The organism is Acinetobacter rudis (assembly GCF_031157835.1).
GTDB classification, from domain to species: domain Bacteria; phylum Pseudomonadota; class Gammaproteobacteria; order Pseudomonadales; family Moraxellaceae; genus Acinetobacter; species Acinetobacter rudis_A.
The window spans coordinates 225,087-248,441 of sequence record NZ_JAVIDR010000002.1; the positions used below are offsets into that span (position 1 = coordinate 225,087).

The 23,355-nt window shown below is 38.4% G+C and carries 26 protein-coding genes, 1 other RNA gene and 1 pseudogene; 9 read left to right on the top strand and 19 right to left on the bottom strand.

The window, feature by feature from the left end:
• Positions 1-67 precede the first annotated feature (67 nt).
• The gene (gene nudC, locus RFH42_RS02945; RefSeq protein WP_308974059.1) at positions 68-835 is read left to right on the top strand and encodes an NAD(+) diphosphatase; all 768 of its coding nucleotides are present in this window, start codon (positions 68-70) and stop codon (positions 833-835) included.
• 3 nt (positions 836-838) lie between these two features.
• Here nudC and RFH42_RS02950 read toward each other — a convergent pair whose 3' ends face one another.
• Genes RFH42_RS02950 through RFH42_RS02960 form a run of 3 tightly spaced genes read right to left on the bottom strand, consistent with a single transcriptional unit; the run spans position 839 to position 2,885 of the window.
• Positions 839-1,747 (bottom strand): alpha/beta hydrolase, encoded by a 909-nt coding sequence (locus RFH42_RS02950; protein ID WP_308974060.1) that lies wholly within the window; start codon positions 1,745-1,747, stop codon positions 839-841.
• Positions 1,734-2,420 carry a BON domain-containing protein gene (locus RFH42_RS02955; RefSeq protein WP_308974061.1) on the bottom strand — a complete coding sequence of 229 codons (687 nt, stop codon included), beginning with the start codon at positions 2,418-2,420 and terminating at the stop codon, positions 1,734-1,736. The genes RFH42_RS02950 and RFH42_RS02955 overlap by 14 nt, the downstream gene beginning before the upstream one ends.
• A 57-nt stretch (positions 2,421-2,477) precedes the next feature.
• Complete coding sequence (locus RFH42_RS02960) at positions 2,478-2,885, bottom strand: YraN family protein (protein WP_308974062.1); 408 nt, start codon at positions 2,883-2,885, stop codon at positions 2,478-2,480.
• 192 nt (positions 2,886-3,077) lie between these two features.
• Here RFH42_RS02960 and rsmI point away from each other — a divergent pair, with 192 nt between their 5' ends.
• Positions 3,078-3,938 (top strand): 16S rRNA (cytidine(1402)-2'-O)-methyltransferase, encoded by an 861-nt coding sequence (rsmI, locus tag RFH42_RS02965; protein ID WP_308974063.1) that lies wholly within the window; start codon positions 3,078-3,080, stop codon positions 3,936-3,938.
• A 106-nt stretch (positions 3,939-4,044) separates the two neighbouring features.
• On the opposite strand, the gene RFH42_RS02970 is transcribed toward rsmI, so the two are convergent.
• The 5 genes from RFH42_RS02970 to RFH42_RS02990 form a co-directional block, all read right to left on the bottom strand.
• Entirely contained in the window at positions 4,045-4,293 is a 249-nt protein-coding gene (locus RFH42_RS02970; RefSeq protein ID WP_308974064.1) for a hypothetical protein, read from the bottom strand.
• Between the two features lie 159 nt (positions 4,294-4,452).
• On the bottom strand, positions 4,453-5,697 hold the full coding sequence (locus RFH42_RS02975; RefSeq protein ID WP_308974065.1) for an FAD-dependent monooxygenase: 1,245 nt from the start codon (positions 5,695-5,697) through the stop codon (positions 4,453-4,455).
• Positions 5,694-6,905, bottom strand: a complete 1,212-nt coding sequence (gene ubiH / locus RFH42_RS02980) for a 2-octaprenyl-6-methoxyphenyl hydroxylase (protein ID WP_308974066.1) — start codon at positions 6,903-6,905, stop codon at positions 5,694-5,696. Before ubiH ends, RFH42_RS02975 begins: the two co-directional genes overlap by 4 nt.
• A gap of 110 nt (positions 6,906-7,015) precedes the next feature.
• Positions 7,016-8,335, bottom strand: a complete 1,320-nt coding sequence (pepP, locus tag RFH42_RS02985; RefSeq protein WP_308974067.1) for a Xaa-Pro aminopeptidase — start codon at positions 8,333-8,335, stop codon at positions 7,016-7,018.
• A gap of 131 nt (positions 8,336-8,466) precedes the next feature.
• The gene (locus RFH42_RS02990) at positions 8,467-9,093 is read right to left on the bottom strand and encodes a UPF0149 family protein (protein ID WP_308974068.1); all 627 of its coding nucleotides are present in this window, start codon (positions 9,091-9,093) and stop codon (positions 8,467-8,469) included.
• Between the two features lie 65 nt (positions 9,094-9,158).
• Here RFH42_RS02990 and RFH42_RS02995 point away from each other — a divergent pair, with 65 nt between their 5' ends.
• The 5 genes from RFH42_RS02995 (at position 9,159) to RFH42_RS03015 (ending at position 12,449) form a co-directional block, all read left to right on the top strand.
• The gene (locus RFH42_RS02995) at positions 9,159-9,710 is read left to right on the top strand and encodes a hypothetical protein (protein WP_308974266.1); all 552 of its coding nucleotides are present in this window, start codon (positions 9,159-9,161) and stop codon (positions 9,708-9,710) included.
• 2 nt (positions 9,711-9,712) lie between these two features.
• Positions 9,713-9,997 carry a cell division protein ZapA gene (locus RFH42_RS03000; protein ID WP_308974069.1) on the top strand — a complete coding sequence of 95 codons (285 nt, stop codon included), beginning with the start codon at positions 9,713-9,715 and terminating at the stop codon, positions 9,995-9,997.
• A gap of 101 nt (positions 9,998-10,098) precedes the next feature.
• Positions 10,099-10,283, top strand: a non-coding RNA gene (ssrS, locus tag RFH42_RS03005) — 6S RNA.
• Positions 10,284-10,438: 155 nt separating this feature from the next.
• Positions 10,439-11,791 (top strand): integrase family protein, encoded by a 1,353-nt coding sequence (locus RFH42_RS03010; protein WP_308974070.1) that lies wholly within the window; start codon positions 10,439-10,441, stop codon positions 11,789-11,791.
• Complete coding sequence (locus RFH42_RS03015; RefSeq protein WP_308974071.1) at positions 11,784-12,449, top strand: hypothetical protein; 666 nt, start codon at positions 11,784-11,786, stop codon at positions 12,447-12,449. The genes RFH42_RS03010 and RFH42_RS03015 overlap by 8 nt, the downstream gene beginning before the upstream one ends.
• Before the next feature lie 65 nt (positions 12,450-12,514).
• On the opposite strand, the pseudogene RFH42_RS03020 reads toward RFH42_RS03015, so the two are convergent.
• A pseudogene (locus RFH42_RS03020) lies at positions 12,515-12,703 on the bottom strand (hypothetical protein); the annotation flags it as partial.
• Positions 12,704-12,807: 104 nt separating this feature from the next.
• Here RFH42_RS03020 and RFH42_RS03025 point away from each other — a divergent pair.
• Positions 12,808-13,773, top strand: a complete 966-nt coding sequence (locus RFH42_RS03025) for a hypothetical protein (protein WP_308974072.1) — start codon at positions 12,808-12,810, stop codon at positions 13,771-13,773.
• Between the two features lie 6 nt (positions 13,774-13,779).
• Entirely contained in the window at positions 13,780-14,499 is a 720-nt protein-coding gene (locus RFH42_RS03030) for an HIRAN domain-containing protein (protein WP_308974073.1), read from the top strand.
• A 154-nt stretch (positions 14,500-14,653) separates the two neighbouring features.
• Here the strand turns inward: RFH42_RS03030 and RFH42_RS03035 are convergent, their stop codons facing one another.
• From RFH42_RS03035 to RFH42_RS03080, 10 genes are all read right to left on the bottom strand, one after another.
• Positions 14,654-15,019 (bottom strand): hypothetical protein, encoded by a 366-nt coding sequence (locus RFH42_RS03035; RefSeq protein ID WP_308974074.1) that lies wholly within the window; start codon positions 15,017-15,019, stop codon positions 14,654-14,656.
• Complete coding sequence (locus RFH42_RS03040; RefSeq protein WP_308974075.1) at positions 15,016-15,519, bottom strand: lysozyme; 504 nt, start codon at positions 15,517-15,519, stop codon at positions 15,016-15,018. Before RFH42_RS03040 ends, RFH42_RS03035 begins: the two co-directional genes overlap by 4 nt.
• Entirely contained in the window at positions 15,506-15,799 is a 294-nt protein-coding gene (locus tag RFH42_RS03045; protein WP_308974076.1) for a holin, read from the bottom strand. The genes RFH42_RS03040 and RFH42_RS03045 overlap by 14 nt, the downstream gene beginning before the upstream one ends.
• Positions 15,800-15,866: 67 nt before the next feature.
• Positions 15,867-16,112 carry a hypothetical protein gene (locus tag RFH42_RS03050; protein ID WP_308974077.1) on the bottom strand — a complete coding sequence of 82 codons (246 nt, stop codon included), beginning with the start codon at positions 16,110-16,112 and terminating at the stop codon, positions 15,867-15,869.
• Between the two features lie 12 nt (positions 16,113-16,124).
• A complete protein-coding gene (locus RFH42_RS03055; protein WP_308974078.1) occupies positions 16,125-17,204 on the bottom strand; it encodes a hypothetical protein in 1,080 nt (359 codons plus the stop codon).
• An 8-nt stretch (positions 17,205-17,212) separates the two neighbouring features.
• Entirely contained in the window at positions 17,213-19,165 is a 1,953-nt protein-coding gene (locus RFH42_RS03060) for a CotH kinase family protein (RefSeq protein WP_308974079.1), read from the bottom strand.
• Between the two features lie 57 nt (positions 19,166-19,222).
• Positions 19,223-22,075: a host specificity factor TipJ family phage tail protein gene (locus tag RFH42_RS03065; protein ID WP_308974080.1), complete on the bottom strand. Its 2,853-nt coding sequence runs from the start codon at positions 22,073-22,075 to the stop codon at positions 19,223-19,225.
• Entirely contained in the window at positions 22,072-22,392 is a 321-nt protein-coding gene (locus RFH42_RS03070; RefSeq protein WP_308974081.1) for a hypothetical protein, read from the bottom strand. Before RFH42_RS03070 ends, RFH42_RS03065 begins: the two co-directional genes overlap by 4 nt.
• Complete coding sequence (locus tag RFH42_RS03075; protein ID WP_308974082.1) at positions 22,392-22,877, bottom strand: hypothetical protein; 486 nt, start codon at positions 22,875-22,877, stop codon at positions 22,392-22,394. Before RFH42_RS03075 ends, RFH42_RS03070 begins: the two co-directional genes overlap by 1 nt.
• Positions 22,874-23,353: a hypothetical protein gene (locus RFH42_RS03080; protein WP_308974083.1), complete on the bottom strand. Its 480-nt coding sequence runs from the start codon at positions 23,351-23,353 to the stop codon at positions 22,874-22,876. The genes RFH42_RS03075 and RFH42_RS03080 overlap by 4 nt, the downstream gene beginning before the upstream one ends.
• Positions 23,354-23,355: the final 2 nt, after the last annotated feature.

Below are 23,355 nucleotides of genomic sequence, written 5' to 3' on the forward strand. Positions count from 1 at the left end.
TGTTTTACCTTGCCTGAAGATGGTATTAGATAAGTGCTCTCAATCTCCTCTACAGTGGTTATTTCTTATGTCCGAACTATCCCTTGCCTATATCTTTCATCATGATCAGCTTTTGGTAGATGCCAATTTCCAACTCCCCAAAGTAGAAAAATTAGATAACGATCTGTGTTTTCAGGCAGGTGATCAAGTGATAGCCCGTGACTTAAATCCAGATGATCACATCCCTGAAGGTTATCAATTAATCTCTATCCGCCAGCTCATTAGTGTTTGGTCCACTGCTGAATTTGAACAAGCCAGTCGTGCTGTCCAATTACTTGAATGGCGACGTAATCACAGATATTGTAGCCACTGCGGCAGTGAAACACAGGTACATCCTACTGAATATGCCATGGTTTGCCCTGACTGTTCTTATCGACAATATCCACGTGTACAGCCTTGTATTATTACAGTCATTACACGCGGTACAGATGAAATCTTATTAGCAAAAAATGCCAATAGCAAAAGTCAGATGTATGGCTTAATTGCTGGTTTTGTTGAGGTTGGTGAAACCTTAGAAGATGCTGTACAACGTGAAACACTTGAAGAAGTGGGTATACACGTTAAAAACATTGAATATCTTGCCAGCCAACCTTGGCCTTTTCCAAGTAATCTTATGCTTGCTTTCAAGGCAGAGTATCATTCTGGTGATTTGGTTTTACAAGAAGAAGAAATTAGCGATGCAAAATTCTTTAAATTCGACCAACTGCCTGAAATTCCAATTGCAGGCAGTATCGCTTATAGAATGATTCATCATGTTATTCATGACCATCCGATTAACGGTATAGTGACTGAATAAGACCTATGATTTTTGGATGAGTAAATCTTGAAAAGACTCATCCAAAGCTTTTATAACTTGTGCTTTGGTACTAAAAAAACGACTAAAAATACTTGCAAAGCTTCCCATCACAGAAACATGATTCGTCCGAGGTATAACCGTCAACTCACTATGGTTTCCTTGATCTAACAGCTTTTGATGCAAATCATAGCTATTACTTGGCATTACGACGGTATCTTTAGCTGCCAAAAACAAATAATGTCGAGCATTGTGTGGCCGAACAAAATAATAAGGCATCACTTGTTGATAGGGTATGTTCTGATCAAATGCATCTGCTGCAATCGGATCACCCACATAATCAAAATGATAAGGTCCAGCTATACCAATTACTGCACGTACAGTATCAATATAGCTATTGTCTATAACGGTTGGATGATGCAATAGCGAAACAATATTAAATGCACCAGCAGAATGCCCCATCAATGCAGTTTGAGCAGTTGAAATGCCATATTTCTCTTGCTGCATATTTAAAAACTGTAGTGCTAATGCCACATCATGAACATAACTTGGAAACTGGTGTTGCGGTGCATGTTGGTAATTTATGATAGCAACATCATAGCCACAACTGGTTAAAGCCTCACCTACAAATCGGTAATGTGACTTATCTCCACGCAGCCAAGCCCCGCCATATACAAAAATGACCAAAGGACGAGTAGAAAACCGTTGTTTTTCTGAAAGATAAAGATCTAAACGATGACGAGCTTTTAAACCATAAGCAATGTTTTCAACTCGACGATAACCTTGCCGAGAAGTACAGCGATCAAGTGCATGACTTGCCAAGTCATACACTCTAAAATCATTTAGTCTTTGTTTAATATATTGACTATTCTGCTGCACAAACTGTTTTAAATTTGAGTACTTACTGCTGAACATTCGAATTCTGCTGCTCTGATGCATTCGGTTCTATCGCAACTGGAGTTTGTTCACTGCTGAGTGGCACAGTACTCACTTCAGCACCACGAACAGCGCTATTTTGCTGAGTATTATCAATTAATGTCACGATTTTAGTTATGTTACCTACTTTAGAGAGCACATCGTTTAAATCGGTAACTTCAGCATTATTTAACTTGCCCATTACATACAGAACAGCATTTTCAGTATGTACAAGCACCTTACTATCTGAAATAACTGGGGCTCTCATTAATAAACCACGCGTATTTGCAGTAACTGCTGAATCTTGCATGATTGTGTTATAACCAATTTGTTCGCCAACAGTAAGATAGTTATGCACACTCTTTACGTCACTCATTGCACGTAAATTTTCTTCTGCTAATTTTTTCAAATGCTCATCAGGCACTTGCCCTGTCAATAAGACATTACTATGAAAACTATTAATATTTACACGTGATTTTTTAAAACGGTTATCCAATTTTAATAGATTGATTTTGGCTGTACGTTCAATAGATGAATCAATAAATACCTGCCCCAAAGAGCGAACACCACTCTCCGTCCCCACAGGCGTAGACCCAGTTCCGCCTGAAATTAAGCTTGTACATCCTGCTAGACTTACAGCGCACAACAATGTGATGACGATCGGTTTTAACACGCTGAAAAACTCCTACTGATATTTTTTAAAACAATCTGTTCAATGACAGATGCATAATTACAAATTAATCAAATTTATATCGACATGAAATGCATTTTCAATCCACTGCCAATCATACGAAAGTTTCGAGAAATCATACTGTACATTTTTTGCAATTTTTCGATAAAAATCAAAACAGATAACATCAAAGCGTAGGTCATACTCTAACAGTCTAGGCTGGTCTTGCAAATATAACAGGGCTGTTTTAATAATTTTTACTTGTTTAACCAAAGTAATACTTTCAACAGCATTGGCATATTGACTGACTGCACGTGCCCTCACTTCCACAAAAACCAGTTGTCGATGTTTTAAAGCAATTATATCTATTTCCCCATAACGACTATGGTAATTATTTGCGACCAGCTCATAACCCGCTATTTTCAAATGCTGCATGGCCTCTAATTCAGCCCATTGTCCAAGCCTCACTAAAACCTCCCGATTTAATTTCCTTACACATCGCTCATACAGCACATTCTGTAGGTTTGTTTGAAGAAGCTCCCGCCAAGTCGCTTGATTCAGGTAGAATAGCTGTGCTTATTTGCACACTTGAAGCTTAACCAACGTAAAATAGCCCTACTTATTCCCGTTCCTTTCTTTTTTATTTTTGGAGAATTCTCTATGAGTGCTCAACTTTTTGTCGTGGCGACCCCAATTGGGCACTTGGATGATATGACTTTTCGTGCGGTTGAAGTTTTGAAAAATGTTACCGTTATTGCAGCCGAAGATACACGTAAGTCGATTCAACTTCTAAAGCATTTTAATATCACGACTCCACTCACTGCATGCCATGATCATAATGAGAGCCATGTAATTCATTCACTCATTGAAAAACTTAAAAATGGGGAAGACATAGCCCTTGTCAGTGATGCAGGTACTCCATTAATTAGTGATCCTGGCTTTAAACTTGTACGTGCAGCTCAAGAAAATAATATTCGTGTTACCCCTATTCCAGGTGCTTGTGCTGCAATTGCTGCCTTAAGTAGTGTTGGCCTACCTAGTGATCGTTTTAGTTTTGTTGGTTTTCTTGCTTCAAAATCAACCCAGCGTTTAGCACAACTCGAAAAAATAAAAGATGAAAGTCAAACACTTATTTTCTATGAAGCGCCACATCGTATTTTGGCCTGTGTAAAAGATATGTGTGAGGTATTTGGAGCAAATCGACCAGTTGGTTTCGCACGAGAAATTACTAAGACGTTTGAAACCATTAAGAAAATGACGCTACAACAGCTCGTAGAATTTATCGAACAAGATCACAACCAAGAAAAAGGTGAAATTGTTTTAGTCGTTGGGGGGGCAACAGCCACATCAGAACTCAATCAAGAACAACAGGCACTTGATCAACTTTTATCACGCTTACTACAAGACTTATCAGTTAAAGCAGCTTCACAACTTGCTGCAGATTTAACAGGTATAAAAAAGAAAGTAGCATATCAACGTGCACTTGAGTTAAGCCAATCCCAAGCTGATACAGATAATTAATTTACATAAAAAGCATAAAGCATCACTTATTGTGATGCTTTATGCTAAACAGCTGAGTGTTAATCATAACAATACTGCTGATTTAAATCTGATTTTACGATTTCAACTAATCATAAGCAGATTCATCAGGTGGTACCTCAGTGATCTTACCACCACGCGCTAAAAATGCAGCAACTTCATCTTCTAAAGTTTGACGTTGCTTATTTTTAGCCGTAACAGATAAGGTCTCTGCTTCTGCTAAATCTGCATCTGAAAGCGCCGGCTCGTTATCAGCCGCACCCTTTTCAGCTGCTTGCGCTTCATCTTCATCTACTGCCTGATCTTCGTTCTCGGCATAGTCATTTATATCCGTCATTCCAAACTCCCCATCAATGACTTCACCCCTACCCTAAGGGCCTAGGATTTAGCGAGAAATGTAGCAAGCTCTTTGGCTTTAGACTAGAGTTAATTACAATAAAAACGTATTTTTTTTAACCCAATTGGTAATAAAAGTTAAACAGGTGGCTAAAAAATATCACAAGGCATCAACTTTAGCATAACGGGTCGCGGCTAGCGTAGATAAACCATTCGCATTATTCATAAAAACTTCTTTCAATATCGGACGGTTGTCGACCTGCTTTAAACCAAAATTCCTTGCCCAAATCAATGGAAAAAATGCTTGTCGCTCCAGCCAACCAATCGCAGACATACTGTGCATCATGGCATCATTTTGCCCTTTGCGACGATGCTCATAGCGCTTTAAGCTTTGTTCATGCGCCCAAACACCCCGTTTTAAGTCGTTTAGTAATACATCGCATAAAACCGCTGCATCCAAACAACCTATATTCACACCTTGACCAGCTAAAGGATGAATCACATGCGCAGCATCACCGACTAAAGCCAAACCTGCACGAACATAATGTTTTGCTGCACGCGCTTTTAAAGGAAATTTAGCTCGAGGCGTTACTTCTAACACTTCTCCCAACATATGTTGGCTTTCACGAGTGAGTAACTGACAAAATGCCTGATCATCCAACTGACAGTATTCATCTGCATAGTCATCAGCTAAAGTCCATACAATGGATTGCCAAAAACCATTTTGCTCATCATCTAAGCTTGCCATTGGTAAAAATGCCAATGGCCCTGTTGCTAAGAAAATCTGACGTGCTACATGCTCATGGGGCTGACTTGTACGAATTGCACAGCTTACCCCTGCTTGTTGGTAATCGAGGACATCAAGCTCAATCATCGCCTGATCACGTATAAAAGATTGAGCACCATCTGCACCAATTAACAACTTGGTCTCAATACTGCGGCCATCAGCTAAGGTTAAACGCCATCCTTTAACAGTTTGTTCAACAGCCACCACTTTAACTTCTGTTCTATAGTCTTGTAACTGTTCAAACATACGTTGTTGAATTGCCAAATTTAGGATACTTGGCTCAACCATCGCCCCCAAACTTTTAGCCAATGTTGGTGTTTCTGTACAGGCTTGACCGAAATGAATATCTCCATAACCATCGCTATTCCAAACTTGCATACCACTATACGGCATATAACGTTGAATTTTCTGCCAAACACCTGCTGTTTCCAGTAAGTGTAAAGTTGCTTGGCTAAGTGCCAATACCCGAGGATTAGGCGTATTTAATACTTGTTCAGAATCAAGTACAGGTGCAACATCTAGAACCGTTGCCTGAACTCCACCCTGCGCTAAAAGTAAAGCAGTTAAACCACCGACAAGGCCACCACCAACAATAACGACATCTAGAACTTCACTCATGATTTTAATCCCATGGCATAGTTGGCAATAAGTGGTTTAATGCCAGGAATTAAATCAAATGCCAACAATCCAGTATTACGCAATAATTTAAGTGCTGGATTTGTGGTGCTAAAACCACGGACTACCGTATCACAGAATTTAATTACACGACGTTGATCACTCAAACGTGCTTGCTCATAGTTCTTAAGCATCTCAGGCTCACCTATATTTTGGCCCTGCGCAATCTGCTCAGTAATATAACGCACTAATACATAGGCATCACGCATGCACAAATTAAAGCCCTGACCAGCCACTGGATGAATCGTATGTGCTGCATTACCCATTAAAACAACACGTCCAATTGCCTGACGCTCAGCTAAAACCTGTGATAACGGAAAACAAAACCGTTTACCTGTTCGTATAAATTTGCCTGCTCGGTCAGCATAAGTTTGCTGTAAAGCATCCAAGAAGTGTTGATCGTTTTCATCACCCAACCACTCATGTTCCGTACCCTTTTTAACAGGCCATACCACAGAGCGACGATAATCACCGGGTAAAGGAAGTAATGCCAAGGGTCCTAAGGCGCTAAAACGTTCAAATCCGACATGTTGATGTGGCTTTGATGTTTCAACACTCGTTACAATCGCAACTTGATCATAATCATGCACATCTACAGCCACGCCTAAAGCCTGTCGACAATAAGAATCACGTCCATCAGCAGCAATCAATAATGAAGTGGACAACTGGTGTTGTTGACCATCTCGGCTATAATTTAATCTTACTTGTTGATCATCTTGTTCAAGATCAGTAACTTTTGCAGCGTCAATTAATTCAATTAGTGGTTCGGCACGAACCTGACTCAGTAATACACGCCCTAACCATGCATTTTCAATTACTTGTCCAAAACTTTCGACTTTTTCTTGCTCTGCCACTAAGCGAGCTTTACCAAAACCACCTTGTTCCGTAATATGAACTTGTAGAATTGGTGTTGCATGCTGTTGTAAAGCATCCCAAAGTCCAAGTTTTTGATATATTTCAACACTACGACGTGACAATGCCGTGTTACGTGCATCAAAACTTGAGTGATAAGGTAACTGTGCAGCTTGTTGTTCGTCAGGGTATTGAATTGCCTCAATTAATTTGACCTGTATATTGGCCTTTGCCAACATCAGTGACAAACTTAAACCAACCATTCCCCCACCAACAATCACCACTTGTTGCTGTACCATTTCTACTCCTCATTGACTAAGCTCTAGCCAATACACTGATAATGAATGCTTTAATTATCTAATTACATTTTCTTTAAACGCTAATTTAGTCTCAATACGTTCTCTAATATCTATGCTTGAGCTTTAGCCATTAATTGTTCAATATCATCAATACTTTTCACTACATTTGCAGTTAAAACATGAGGTCCTTGAGCCGTCACTAGCACATCGTCCTCAATGCGAATACCTATGCCGCGCCATTGCTCGTCAACCGTCATATCATCAGGAGCGATATACAAACCCGGCTCAACAGTAATCACCATACCTGCCTCAAACTGTCGTGGTGCAGCATCAATTTGATATTCACCGACATCATGAACATCCATCCCGAGCCAATGGCCTGTGCCGTGCATATAAAAACGGTGATACGCTTCGGTATTAATAAGCTCTTCAACCTCACCTTTTAGTAGCCCTAACGCTACCAACCCACTCACCAAAACTTGAACTGCTGCATAATGAGGTTGTTTATATGACACACCCACCTGTATTTGTTCAATTGCGGCTAACTGTGCATCAAGTACAACTTGATATAGTGCTTTTTGTTGCGGACTAAAACGACCATTGACGGGGAAAGTACGGCTAATATCACCTGCATAAAATTGATATTCACAACCAGCATCAATTAAGACCAAATCACCATCTTTAAGCTCTTGATCATTTTCAACATAATGTAAAATACATCCGTTTGCACCACCACCAACAATACTGCCATATGCAGGTACACAACCTTTTTGGCCAAAGATATAATTTATTTCAGCCTCTAAAGCATATTCCATCATGCCAGGATGTACACATTGCATAGCACGTACATGAGCTTTGGCACTAATATCTGCAGCAATCTGCATCATCTCAATTTCAGTGGCAGATTTAATTAGACGCATTTCATCGACAATACAATCTAATGACTTAATTTGCATTGGAACTTTAAATTGACGACTCTGTGCTAATTTACCAAGCCAAGATGTAATACGAGCTTCAAACTGCGAGTTCTGACCGATGCGATAATAAAAATTATCACTATGTGTGATTTTACTTAGGATTTCTTCATCAAGCAGATCAATTGCATAAGCTTCATCGGCATCATAATCGTCTATAGCCCCATCTATTCCTGCGCGATAACCATTCCAGATTTCCATTTCGGGATCACGCTCACGGCAAAATAAGCTATACAGATAATTGCTCGGATCTTCACCCGTCTCAATGACTGCAACTGCTTCAGGTTCTGCAAATCCGGTTAGATAATAAAAACTACTATCTGCACGATATTTGTAGTCAGCATCCCGATTACGCATCGCCACCGGACTAGTCGCGATAATCGCAACACTATTCGGCCCCATTGTTTGTGCAAGTTGATCACGACGCTGCTTAAATTCTGTTTGAGCTATTTTCATAAGGTGCCAATCTGTTCCAATAGAATAAAGATGCAGCCAAATTTACGCATGGGAAAATGACTGCATGGGGATCAAAACTAAAAGCTTAATACAAAACAGTGTAAAATTAACACACTGTACATGACATGGCCTTAGCTCGGACGATGTGGAGTAAACATCTCAACCACTGAGTCTGTCTGTACTGAACGCTTATGTAACTTTTGCTGATAATGTTTTAACAGACTACTCTCTGTAACTTCAATCTTTTTACGCCCCATCGCCAATGAGACAGGAATTAGGCGCACGAACTCAAATAGCTCCTGATAACTCATCTCACCTTCTTCATCATCATCGCTTGCCTCAAATTCGACAGCCGCAACTTCTTGTAAATGCTCTATGAGGTCACGCTCATCACTACGCAAATGTCCAGAAGCTAAACCAAAGCCCAACACAACCCCAGCACACCAGTCTGCCAAAGCTTGTACTCGCTCCTCCAGACCATGTTCGTCATCAGGTAGCATGGGTAAATAATCAAGCTCGTCCTCACTTAATGCATGGGCAACATCTTCTGCTTCATCAGATAATACTGCTAATGCCTCTTGGTCTAATTCAGGTACATTTAACGTGTCCATGATTTGTAACCATTCATCGCGGCTAGGTGCTTGTGTTACACAAACTATACCTGTAAGCAAACCATGTAGCTCACTTGGGCTAGAAATTTCTTCAATACCCTGAAAAAATGCGTTCCACGTTGACCAACCTGAAATATCGTCTTGCATTCGTTTATCCAATCTCTATACTGCGTTATATATTACCTTTGATTGCGACTCTGTGCGACCATCTTATGTTAGAACAATTACAGCGTTTAAAAACGCATCTAGATGCTTTAAACAAACGCCTTGAGAAAGTTGAAAATGAAAATGCTTCGCTGCAGCAAACGCAAGCCAACAGCGAGGCGCAATTTCGTGAGCAAATTTCTCAAAAAGACGAAAGTATAAAGCAGAAGCAACTGCAAATTGATCAGTTAAATCATCAACTCTCGCAAGCTAAATCAGAATTTAAACAACTCAATACCGACGCTACCGCTTTGGCTGAACGCTATGGCCGTTTGGAAAAAAGTTGTACTGATCTGAAAAACCGCTTTCAGGAGATTCTCACTGAACGTAATGAGTTACGTGCGGTCAAAGAAAAGATGTTGGGTGATCAGAAAAAAACTCACCAGCAAATTGAAGAGCTTCAAGCTGAGCGTGGACGTTTAATCCAAAAAAATGATCATGCAAAGGTTAAAGTTGAAGCGATTATTCAGCGTTTAGCAACACTTGGTACTGAACAAGATCAACATGCGCAAGAAATTCAACAACTTGCTCACCCAACAGAACTGCATGAGGAAATTTAATCATGTCTGATGTAGTGGCTTTAGAATTACGACTCATCGAACAAAGTTTTCGCCTCTCCACAACCGTAGATCAGCAAGCTGATCTTGAACGTGCAGGTCAACAACTGAATGAAAAGTTTCAAGAGTTTCGTCGCAAAGCACCCAATATGGAACACAATAAATTAGTCATTTTGGTTGCTCTTGAATTAATGCAAGAGGTTTTATCTTTAAATAAAACCTTACAGCAATATTCACACTGCGAACGTCTGCTCAGTAGTATGATCGAAGAAATTAACAAAGCGGTTTAATACCGCTTTTTCTTTGTCCAAACAATTTATCTACGACCATTTATTTGTAGAAAAAGTGAATTTCAGCATTTGCCAATTTACATAGTTTAGTTATACTGTAAACCACTCTAGGATGTTTGCCAGCCGGTCGAATTCCCCTGAGCCGATATCTACATCTTAGGATGTGTTCTGCATATTTAGAGCGTATGCCTGCCTTGTGTAGGAAACCCAGCAAGTATGCGTCACGTCCACCTTGAACTTTAAGGGTTCAAGGGTAACGACATGCAGCGGCATCTCTGGAGACTTTATTTTAGATTAAAAACAACAACTTACAACAAATACAAACCTTAAATATCATTCATATATCAAACTAAAATCACCATGTAGCCACTGTGTAGCCACTAGCTTTATATCTAACTATTTCTTATTATTGCTTATTAACGTATTGCAAAGAAAATACACATGTCAGTTGAGCGATTTAAATTAACTAAAACATTCGTTGATAATTTGGATTTTTCACCAGAAAAACAAGTTTTTTATAAAGATGCTGAACTAGTAGGATTTGCCCTGCGTGTAACAAAAGTCAAAAGTTATATTGTCGAAAAAAAACTACCTGGTGGTGTCACCTGTCGAGTTACTATCGGTCAACATGGGGTCTGGACTGTTGCTCAAGCAAGAGAGGCTGCTAGAGAATATTTATTAATGATCTCTAAAGGCATTAACCCCAATACAATCAAAAAAGAAAAATCAAACGACATTAAAAACAATATTGCACTAAATAAACAAATACCCACACTTCGTGAAGCATATGACTTCTATAAATCTAAAAAGAAATTGTCTGAAGCATCGCTTGTTGCATATGAATTGTGTGTAAGTAAGTACTTCAATGATTGGGAAGATACCAAACTTTCAGATATCACCAAGAAGATGGTTCAAGATAAATTCTATGAACTATCAGAGCACAGCCAATCTAGGGCCAATATAGCAATCAAATTTTTACACGCTGTTTTTAATTTCTGTTCCGATAATTATCTTGGTGATAATGATCAAAAGGTTTTGACTAGCGAAAATCCAGCTAAGATCATCACCGAAACGAAATCACTCAATAAAATTAAACGCAGACGTAACTATATTCGATCAGATCAACAACATGACTGGTCTTTCCATGTGACAACCACTCATTGGGAAGGTCAGCAAAATGACAATAAGCATGCCTATACCAATCAGGATTATTTAATCTTAATTGCTTTGACTGGGTTTCGTAGAGAAGAAGCTGAGCGTATCGAGTGGGCCAATGTTGATTTAAAGTATGGTGCTATAACAGTCACAGATACTAAAAATGGTGAAGATCTAACTTTGCCAGTTGGTGAAGTACTTTGGAATATTCTAAAGTCACGAAAATTGCGCTCTGAAGGGTCCAAGTATGTCTTCCCTGGTAAGTTTGCTGACACACATATTGTAGATCGGCGAATTGCTAGAGAGAAAATTATAGAAAAGTCTGGCATCCAGTTTACCTTTCATGATTTGCGTCGAACATTTAGTACTATTGCCAACAGCTTGGCCATAGGTAGCTACACAATCAAAAGACTAATCAATCACACCATGGATGATAATAACCATGATGTAACTGATGCCTATGTACAGGTCTCTTTTGATGACTTGCGAAAAGCTATGAACTTAATTGAAAATGTCGTGTTATCAGAAGATGCTAAAAGCCTAATCAAAAACCGGATCTATTTTGAGAAAGGTAAGCGAAGAAATTTTGAAGAGGATTGGAGTGCTAATATTGAAAAGGTTTGCCAATTAAATGGATAAAATTTTAAAGCTGATAAAAGATCATTGGATTAAACCTTTCATCATTATTGGGTTATTTTTAGCATGCCTATCAATCTCTATTCTTGTGAAGAAATGGTTTGGCATGGATGGCGATTATCTTTCTGCATTTGCTACATTGGCTGCAGCTGTGGTGGCTCTTTATCTTTATACTGATTGGAAGGATGTTCAAAGGCATGAAATTACTAAGCAGGCCCTTATCGCTTTAATCAAACTAAAGACCCATATAGATAATAATTATTTTGAAGCAAATTACCACCTAGATAGTTACTTCCTGAAAGAAGAAACCCCTCAAATATCCGGCAAGTTTGTAGAAGATAGGCTGTACAGTGCAAAAAACTCTCAGCAACAAAAAGAAGAATACAAAATACAGTTAGATAAGTTGCTTGTAATATTATATGAAAAGATCGATATATATGAGGCTGTTTCAGGATCAACGTTGATTAAAGAGGAGAATAGAGCATTCAACTTTCCAAGCTTTGCTTACCACATATCAAATATGTACACCTGTGCTAGTAATGGAGATTTGGAGAGTATTAAAACTCATAGAGTGTTAGCACCAAGTGCAAAAATAAAGTTTGAAACAACTTATTATAATGATTTACTTCAAAAACTTAAGCGAGAGGTTAGTCTCCGATAATGAGCCTGTCAATATACAGCTAAATTACACAAATTCTTTTAGAAGGTAATTGCAGAACACTGCCCTCACTCAGAGGGCCACCCATCACTCAATCGCCCGACATCAACTGCGTGTCCATCAGCCGCTTCTGCCATCGTTCGATATTCAGCGACGCACTCCTGGAGTATGTCTGAGCTGGTATTGGTGTACTTAATGATGGTTTCTTTGGGAGCTGTGGACATACGGCTTTTGGCTGTATCGAGTTGCTTTGAAATTTCATATGTTGTTTTATGTAATATATTTAACCCATAATCAAATGTAATACCTTTCTATTTATTGATATATTAGAGACAAATCAAACCTATTAAATTTCACTTTCATGGCAATAAATAATACATATCCAATTGTTGATATATCTCATATTAATCAAGATAATATTGAGTCTCAAGGAACAAAAGATAAATTTTGGTATATAGAACAAAATGAAACTTACCTTTTTAAGTCTATCCAGGTGACAAAAGAGGGTGTGAGCCATCTTCGAATTGGGGAGGACTGTTCAGAAAAAATTGCATGTGAAATCGCTAAACTCTTACATATTCCACATGCTCACTATGAATTAGCTGATTATAAAGGATTGAGGGGAGTTATTTCTAAAAATTTTATCTCCAAAAATAAAGGAGAATTTTTAGTCTCAGGAAAAGAGCTACTCGAAAAACTATATTTAGATTCCAACAATGAACAAGTCCATCAAAGAATAACTCGTGTATTTATTATTATGGAACATCTTATTAAGAGAAAGCCTATGGATTTTAACTCATTAGAAAACATAAAATCTGCTGGGGAATATTTTACTGGCTATTTAATGCTCGATGCTTTGATTTCTAATCAAGATAGACATAACGAAAACTGGGGGTTGATTCAAAGAGTAGATGGAAAAAGGCACCTAGCTATATCATTTGATCATGGAGCCAGTTTGGGTAAGAATCTTAAGGATAGTGAAAAAAAAGAGCGGTTACTTACCTCGGATAAGGGTAGATCTGTTGCCAATTTCACATCTCGTGCTAAATCTTGGTTTTATTTAAATAACGAAAAGACTTCAAGACTTAAAGTATTGGAGGCTTTTAATACTTTTGGTAAATTCTACCCTTGCGCTTATGAAGCATGGATACATCGTCTATCAGAAATTAATGATAACGCAATTGAAGAAATTATCTGGAATATACCTAGTGAATTAATGAGCGAAATATCTAAAAAATTCGCATTTGAGATGATTAAATGTAATAAGCAAGCTATCATAGCTAGTCTAGTAATCCCTGATTCATTGAACACCCCTAATTCTGAGTAACTTTTAATGAAAACTGTTTATATTCTTTGGCAAGATTCATCTTATAGTGGGAGAATGTGGCACACAGTAGCTAAAATTAACTTAACCAATTCAGGTACTTACTTGCTTAACTATACTATTGGAGCAAAAAACCCTCGATTTCAACCATTCGTAAAAATGGCGGATAAATCCAAAAAATATGAGTCTAATGAGCTTTTCAATTTCCTTAAAAATAGGATCCCTCCAGAAAGCAGACCAGAACACGAAGCACTATTTCAATGGTGTGACTTAGATACTCAATCAAATTATTTAGAACTTTTAGCTATTTCAGGTGGTGAAAAAGCTACTGATAATTATCGTGTCATAAGTCTTCCAGAGAATTCTAATGGTCAATATATTAGTACCTTTTTTGTTAGTGGTATTCGCTACCTATCAGATGAGCAGAAGAATAAGATTGCTCAACTCAAAGATGGATATCAAATTGATTATAAATTTGAAGATGATAATGTAAATGATCCTCATGCTGTTCTTTTATTAGAAAACTCAGAACATACGATGATTGGTTATTACCCTCGCTATTTAACTGAAGATCTACGAAATCTAAATAAGTGTGGTGTTGATATTAAAATTCAGATTATTAAAGTCAATGTCGATGCCCCTGAACAATTTAGATTGTTATGCAGAACAATTGCTGAGTGGCCAAAAAATTTTCAATCCTGTAACAATGAAGAGTTCCAAGACTTTTAGTCATCCATAAAGCCCTCACCTGAGGGCTTCCACAATCGCACCATGTTTCGCCTGACATTCATTGTATTTGATCACTGTATCAAGCGACCACAGAATTAATACGCTACCCTGCCCTGATTCTAGTTGTTGTAGATCAGGACAAGGTGCAAGTAGATTAGCTGGTATTTTTGGAGATAAGGCTGTTGAGCTGACGCACCCCGTCATCGTCAATACAGATATTCCGATACACAGGCCGATCAATGATTTTTTGCACTTCTTTAATAACCACTTCATTTTTGACTCGCTGTTCTGATTTAAGTTTTTCATAGTCAGTACTTGCTTGGTTTACCTTATCTTGTGCTTTGACTAACTCTTTTTGTTGATCATCTTTAAGCTTCTGAATCTTTTGCTGACATTGGATTTCAGCTTTTTTAACTTTACCGGCTAAATGATTGGTGTAAGCCAATTGCCCCAAGCAGATAAAAGAAAGGACCGCAATTGCGATCCAGTATTTGTATTTCCAAATCAAATATAAGTTCATTGAGCACCCATACACTTATCATGCCGATCTAATTGTCTCACCCATACACCCCAACAATTGTTTGAACGCACTGAGCAATCTTTTTTGGCCACAAACTTCCATTTAAGCAATGACTGACATGCTTGAACATGCTGCCCTGCTTTTAATTGACGCAACATTGAAGATGACTGCCAATTTCCCATGCCAAAGTTATAAGCAAAATCTAGATAAACATCATATTCAACTTGGCTAAGCTTTACGCCTTCTAGTGACTTGCGAAACTTAACCTCATCTTTGGAGACATGAGCCTTAGAAATCTCGACCGCACGTTCCTTGCTGATTGGCTTATCGGTCATTTTCACCTTTTGGCCATTCTCATAAACAGTTGAGCCAATACCAATAGTTGCGACCTTGCCACTATCTAAATATGCTTTAGGGCTAAACCCCTCATACTTTTCTAGGCCTATAAAAAAAGCAGCCGAAGCTGCTAATCCTGTTACCCAATACTTAGTCTTTGACATTACAGTTTTTCTCCTTTAGCTTTTTCAATTTAAGCTCGTGGATTTCTTGATCACGCTTCATTCGAGCTTGTGACTCAAATTCCTCACGCTTATTCTTCTTGCGCTGGTAACGTTGGTTTGCAATAAAACCAGCAATAGCAAGTACAACACCAATGACTGCAAGCCAATCAATTGACATAAGTAATGCAACTGCAGAAGCTCCACCTCCTGCATACATCGCTGGTGCTGCTTTTGATACAAGTGTTGCACTTGCTTCTAGATATTGAGTGTTATCACTCATACGTTTCCCCAAAATTTTAGACGTAAAAAAAGGCGCTTATTGCGCCCACTTTGTACCTAACAAATTTCTATAACTTTCCACTGACATGCGCCCAAATATAATCACCACGAAGACTTTGAAGGTTTTCTAATAGACTTAAAGTACTATCTGCTGATTTGATTATTTCTTTAAAGCCTGGGAATAAACTTTCCATTTCAGCCATCTTAATTGCACTCCCATCTTCAATTGAAAGTACTGAAATATGCCCATCATCAATACGAACACTATGAACTTCACATTCACCATTATTATTTACAATCGTTAGTGTTGTCATCTTCTCTCTCCGTTAAGCCTTATAGAATGCAGGACGCGACCCAGTTTCACCATTTACAGAAGCACGTGGAAATGCCATATAATTTCTATAGATTCCAGCGTATAAACCTTCTCGATAAGTTCCACCTCGCGCAGGTATCACTTCACCACTCTTTAATATCCCAATTCTGTTTCCACCATAAACGTTTGGATTCTTGGAGACTGGGAAAAATAGCAATGTACGAAGTACATTTAATGCTGCTTCCTGAACAGGTGCTTGTACTGAGGTATTTACAATACTGCCAAAATTACCAACACGTAATGTAAAATCTGCGCTGACCAATGGATCATCTGTGTACTTTACAGATGTGGGAGTTGTACCAAGCCCATTAGGTTGAATGAATAATCCAGTTCTCCCATCAATTGCTTTCCATTCCATTGAGTTACTTGACATATCTATATTTATTGAAGCTGCATTATTATTTACGATAATTTGAAGCTCACCATTGACAAGCCTTGCACCAGAACAAATCTCATGTGCATTACCTGACAAGTCAGAAACTCCGTTATATTGCCCGTTATGCCGCCATTCAACAGGACCTGATCCTGTAAATGTTCGACCATCAAGTGTTGATGATGCATCACCTGGTTTCTTTCCATCCGTTCTGCGCCCGAATAAATATGATGCTTCTACACTTTGTCCATAATACGTATTACCTTTGGGTTGCGTCTTGTTCATCTCACTATAAAGAGCGAGTGCAGACCATTCAGCATTTGTAATTAAATGATGCCCTTTCCCATTCGCTTTTGCAGCCATTAAAAAATCATCATAAGCAACTGATACTGTTGTTGCTTGATTTGGTAAACTTAAAAGTTCACCATTTCTTAATACACCCTGATATGTTCCAATGTAGATTACATCATGTTCCTTTCCATCAATAATGAAAGCTGGATGTGTCCCACTTAATGTAGGACTAACCTTCGATAAATCAAACTTTTCAATAATATTCATGTAGGTCGGTTGATTCTTTGCGGTATATAAAACTGTTTGCGCCCCACCACTTGCAGCCTCTACAGCTTGGCGTAATGTATCTTTGATTAAAATAGTGCTCATATGAATACCTATGATTGATAATTGAAGTAGCTATCTACAACTGGCATATGTACAGTAAGCCATGTATAAATTTGATACAGCGAACCAGTTTGCATCAATGATGTGTAAATATTGGAAGTTCCTTTATTCCATTTTTGATCTTCAGCAGAAAATAAATCATTTGGAAATTTCCTATTAATTTCCTCACAAATAGACATAATGTTATTCACTGAAATAATATCTTTACCGCGCAGCTCAGCATAACGAGCATCTATATCCTCGCCATAAACTTTTCTAAATTTTGAGATTACACCTGTATTTCCAGATTCTGATGAGGTGATAAGTTTATTTGTCGCTGGACGATATGCTTTTCCCGTCTCTGCGTTAAAATAAATTCCTGTGAAATATAAGCCGAATACAGTGTCAACATCATAGGGTAAGAAATGCCAAATCTTGCCATCCCATGTTGTGTAGAGTGTATTTTTTCCTAGATGATCCCAAAGATCAGCAACCTGCAAGAGAATGATGTAATCGAACATTGTGTGACGATCTAGATAGTTATCAATGCCAGCATCTCGCATCTCATTTACAGATAACTTTAGAAATGCAGAAAATCGATCATATGATGCTTGTGCATCACTACCCCATTCAGCAGGTCGTCTAATTTCAAATGCTTCGATTTCAGGATATGCTGAAGATGCTGGTCCCGTTGGAGTACTGGGTAAATCTTGTAAATTTAATCCACCGCCCTGAGACTCAAGCTGAATATGCTTTTGATTGTTTTTCTTTAGGTTGTAGTTACCACGCTTTTTACCAATATTTAAAGTACCTATTCCATAAAATTCATTATTGATATACATGACGCATGGATAGCCATCAACATGGCCTGTAGCCCCAGTTGGCTCATAATCTAACCCTTTAAAATTTTCTTTCTGTAAGGCTTCATTGTTGATCATATTGACATAATCAACCTCACGCTTTGGGTAGCCATTACGAGATAACTGCATTTGGTCCCACAATCGATTAACAGCAATATTCCGACACTGGGTGTTATCAACAAAATTGGCTTTAAATACCAACTCATCATGCGGCAACATATTTCCAAGTTTAATGTTGATTGCATTTTCTCTAGCCTCATCACTAAAAAATGCTAATGTCCAATTTTTCTTAGGAAAAACAGCGCTTGAAGAACCTTGTACCGAAAGTGTTCCAAAGCATTGAAGAATCTGCCCATCAACATTTAAATTCGTTATTGATTTAATTGTTGGCCCTTTTGAGTTAGGTAGTGCCTCTGTTGTTTCTATATCGATACGAGCGATTTGATTAGGTGTTGGTAAAACCACAATATGCTCAGTTTCGACATATTTATTGCTGCCAGTATTGGCTGGGTCAAAACCATCCAAATTAGATAAAGCATTTGATAAGTTATGTATCAACATCAATCTTTCAAGTTTTTGCTTTTCCTCAAAATACCCTCCCATATGCAGTAATACTTCATGAACAGAAGTAGATAAAACACTTAATCCAAGATGCAGGTTCTGACTTGAATTATCTTTAATCCCATCACCGTCATTTGGAATGCTTAAAGCTACGGCCTCTGTTAAAGCATGAAATCCTGATAGGAGATTAGTGTGTACTGAGCTAACTAAGGTATTTACATATTGTTTTGCTAAATCTAATTCGCTATCTCCAGTGTTATTCCATCGTAGACCATCCCAAAGCCAAACTTTTTTGGTATCCATAGCCTTGGCTGCACTGGGACTAATATTAGGCATATAGACAAGTAGCTCTGCTTCAGTAGCAAATGGCATAAACCCACCATTTTCCATGATTTGGCGAATTGCGTTGGGCATAGTCGGATATTCTTTACCACGACGAGTTTTCACATACTCGCTATCCCCACCATTGACAGCTTGATCAAGTGCATCACAATCTTTATCTGCATCCTTGAGCTTTTGTGCAGTCACAATTTTATCTGCCATCTGTCTTTCTCCAGGCAATAAAAAAGCCACCCGAAGGTGGCCTGAATTTAAGTTTATTTAGAAAAATGAATGATCTTTCTCGTAGTAACGATCATCATAGTTAATACAAGTGAGTTTATTGGTCATTGCATCATTAGGTGACATCTCAGTAAGTAGAAAAGCCTGCCTGTCCGTATCGGTTGCCTTGATGATGGAATATGTTGTTCTGATATAACGATCATCATCAATTACCAATGGCATACGTGGTGCACGGATTAAAATCACCTGATTACTCTGCTCTGCCTTTAGGCATTGAATAATATCAATTGACGCATCAGGCATTTGAAGGTGAATATAATAAATCTGGCCATCCTCAAAATTCACATCCTGAGACAAGGTCAGCGTTAAAACATCTACACTTTCAATCTCACCATCTTGTGTTTCAAGACTGGTTCCATCTGCAACAAGTATTCGATCATTTCGCTGCAGTAAATTAGACTCATCTAGAGCATCAAATTCAACCGACTCTGTTTGGTACAGAAGCTTATTCCATTCACGCCAAGCACGTGTTTTGGCCTGTGCCTCATTTCTAATGCCAGACGTTGTGATCTTAAGTGGATTCTTAGCACTGCCATCCTCAGGAACAGAATATGTCGTTCGAGTATCATCACTTGGATCTGTCCACTCCAACTCAACACCGTCATAGTCTTTATTGATTCCAATAGTCCACGTACGCTTTTCAGAACCAGGCACTTTATTTCGATGATTAAACAGTAATACAGAGTTAGGCTGCGGTTGCTCAAACTTAAATCTGATCTTATTGCCATAACGATATGCTTCACAGAAACAGGCACTCGCTACCATGCCAACCATCTCCTCAAATGAGAGCTTGTCATCATCGAATGTATAGCAAAACTCAACAGCCTTATCGCTACCAAAATAGTCTTTGACTTTTTGAATCTCCGACTTAATTTGATCAATATCTATTTCATTGATAGAGCGCCGACCAACGTATGGATCAAGTGCCATATCAATTAATGCTTGACCTGCATCTCTTGTTACAACCAATTGGCCAGTGCCATCGACTTTAAGTTTACGAGTAACTAGGCAATTTAACTTTCGATCTTTCACTGACATTGCACCATCAGTTGCAACCGTCTTTGATCGAACTATAGTTACACCAGGATAAGTTGATTTTGAGTGAGCATATGATGCATATACATCTTTGATTTTAACCTCAGTAACAGGTCTATTATTTTCCTTCGCATATGTCTTTGATAAACGAAATCTAACATTACCTTTTCCTGGTAAAGCATATCGAGCTGTACGACCAAAACTGCTTTTTGTTTGATTCCAAATTGCCCAATCCTTTGTAATGATCTCACCAATCGGTGCGCCATTATCATCAAGCATTTGGTATTGGATCGTAACAGTACAACCAGCCTGTCGCTCACCACCTGAATCAGTAGTTGAGTACATTCCTTGTGGTGCATAAATATTAAATGTTAAGTGTGTAGCACCATCAAAAAAGATGTTAAACCAACCAACCCACTTGCTGGCAACAATGTCCAAATTTACATTTGCTGTATAGCCCTGCGTTGATCCATTAAACAATGTTGGCAACTTAAGCCAGTCTTGGTTCACTGTAGAAGCATTTGCTAATGTTATCTGCGAAGATGTCACAATTGATGCTGAATAATTATCATCAAGGTTCATTGTGTTAGCATTCTTATTTAACACGATACCAGCACTAATTGTTTGATTCTCTATCACATAATTCCAGTTATAGTTCACTTGTTTTGGCGAACTCAACTGAATCGTATATGTAAAAACACTTCCTACCTGTGTTTGAATAACACTAGCTACCTCATACTGCCCAGAAATATCACGGAATGATCTTTCAATCACTTTTGTCGTTGATGCGCCTGTTTCAGGATCAATAGTCGTTTCTTCTACGACATACTCAAAAGTTGCACCAGTCAATAGTAAGCCTTTGTACTCGGCAAAACTTTCAATATTTTTTACTGATTGCACAATCACTTTAAAATCAGATGTAACAATTGCACTTCCAGACAATATTGCATCTCTAACACCATACTGGGCACCAGTAATAGCAATACCATCAGCAGTTTTAAAATACTTTGTAAAATCAATAGATGAATCAGTTGAACGAATCACACCACCAGTCATGAAGTAAATCGAACTTGATTCAAGTTTTAAGTCATTTGGCTTTTCAAGCGATTGACCATTTATGGCATCTGATTTTCTGACAGCTAATGGCAATGATGTAAATGAGTCACCTGATTTATAGATCGTTGTGTTTCCTCGGATATTTACACCTGGATCATAAATGGAAATAGATACACCATCTATACCCTCTACAGCAGTATCACCATCTCGACAATCATGTACTTGGAAATGCCCTCGCCCAATCTCTAGCAAGCACTCTTCAACCTCCCTGCCGTTATCTTCTTCATAATAGGTATATGTTGCCGCTACTAAATCAGGAAATCCACGAACCGTGCCATAAATATCGGGTTTTCGACTATTTACACGAGCCTTATTCGATCTATTTGACAACTCATTATTTGATGAACCAACACCACCATTCGCACTGGGTTTTGGCATTGTAAGTATTGAATAAACACTGAATATTGCAGCAATAGCAACAACAGCATAATAAACATACCAAATCCAAGCACCACATATCTCAACATAAATCGTACCCGTTAGCGCTTCTAATCGATCTACATCAGCAATGGTCTTAGGTGTTACATCTGTTTCATGCGACATAGACTCATGGTAAAACCTCAAATTTTCAGGACGCTTTCCCTTGAAGTACTCAAACAAGAATGGACTTAGCTCTTCAGCCTCATAATATTCATTTTTTGAGTTGTCATATCTATCATGAACAATAACGATTTTCTTCATTTATAGAATCTCACTTCCCGAAAATGATTTTTCACCATCTCAAGCGGAATAAACTGGACGCCACATGGTGTTAAGTGCAAAAGCTTGTCGCAATAAAAAAGCCCGACATGAGTCGAGCTTCGATTGTTATTTGTCATATAGACAATACAGGGGGATATTGGTTTATTTAATATTTCAAAGGACTGTTTGCCATTGGCTGTTTCAAAGGATCTTAAATCTATATTTTCACCTGTGATTTGCTTCCAAGCCTCAATAGCAAATTCATTACACGTGTATTCGTTAGACCATGTTCGATCTAATAAATTATCGATAGACATTAAATACCCCTCAACAACGGATAATCTTTGAAGTTATAAAGCAATCCAGTGCGAACGCTATTCAACTCTGGTGCCTGAGCATCAAAAGTTACCAATCCTTTACTATCCTTAGATACTGTTGGGATTTCTAGTGTTTGCAATTGGTCCATCGGTTGACTTAAATCATCATCACGAAAAATCTTCATCACAAATTTAGGTCGTTCACGTGGCCATTGGCTTTTTTGAATATTCTTGATTGCTTTAGCAAGTGCATCATTCATATCGGCAAATGTAATCGCTGTAGTTTGCTCTAAATCATTTGTGACGTTGTTTCGCTTAATCGACATAGGTTGATAGAGATATGCATTACCACCAGCAATCACGCCATCTTCATCATTTCTGACATAACGATGAACTTGTGAAAAACTTGGATGTGATATTTCTATACATTCAAGCTGCACAATTGATCCTGGTGCATCAAGATAAAAAGAAGCGTAATTACTCATTTAATCCCCTTTAATGCATTTGGCATAGCTTCATTCACAATGTGGTCTAACAGGTTGTTTAATTCTGCAAGATCTTGTGTTTCGTCACTAACACCAACAATCAAATCATCCATGGCAGGATCTATATTCAATGGCTTAACTCTAAACTGAGCTGTCACTGTATAGATCGATCCTTCTTTACTACTCAATGTTGGAGTGCCAATAAAATAACACTGGTAAGGCTGAACGATCGGATCATCAATACAAAGCTTAGCCAAGAACCGTTGTGATGGATTTCTTGCCCACACTCGATAGAAGGCCATTAAGTATTGATAACCACTTTTTTTAACCACCCATCGCACACTTGCTGTATGGTATGTTCCTTTTAAAGCCCTACGGTGGCGAGGTGCGCCACCATCAAGCTCTTGGGAAATCACACCATCACCGACCTGTGCCGAATATCCACTTTGAGTGGAGCAATACATTAATGTGTGCATAA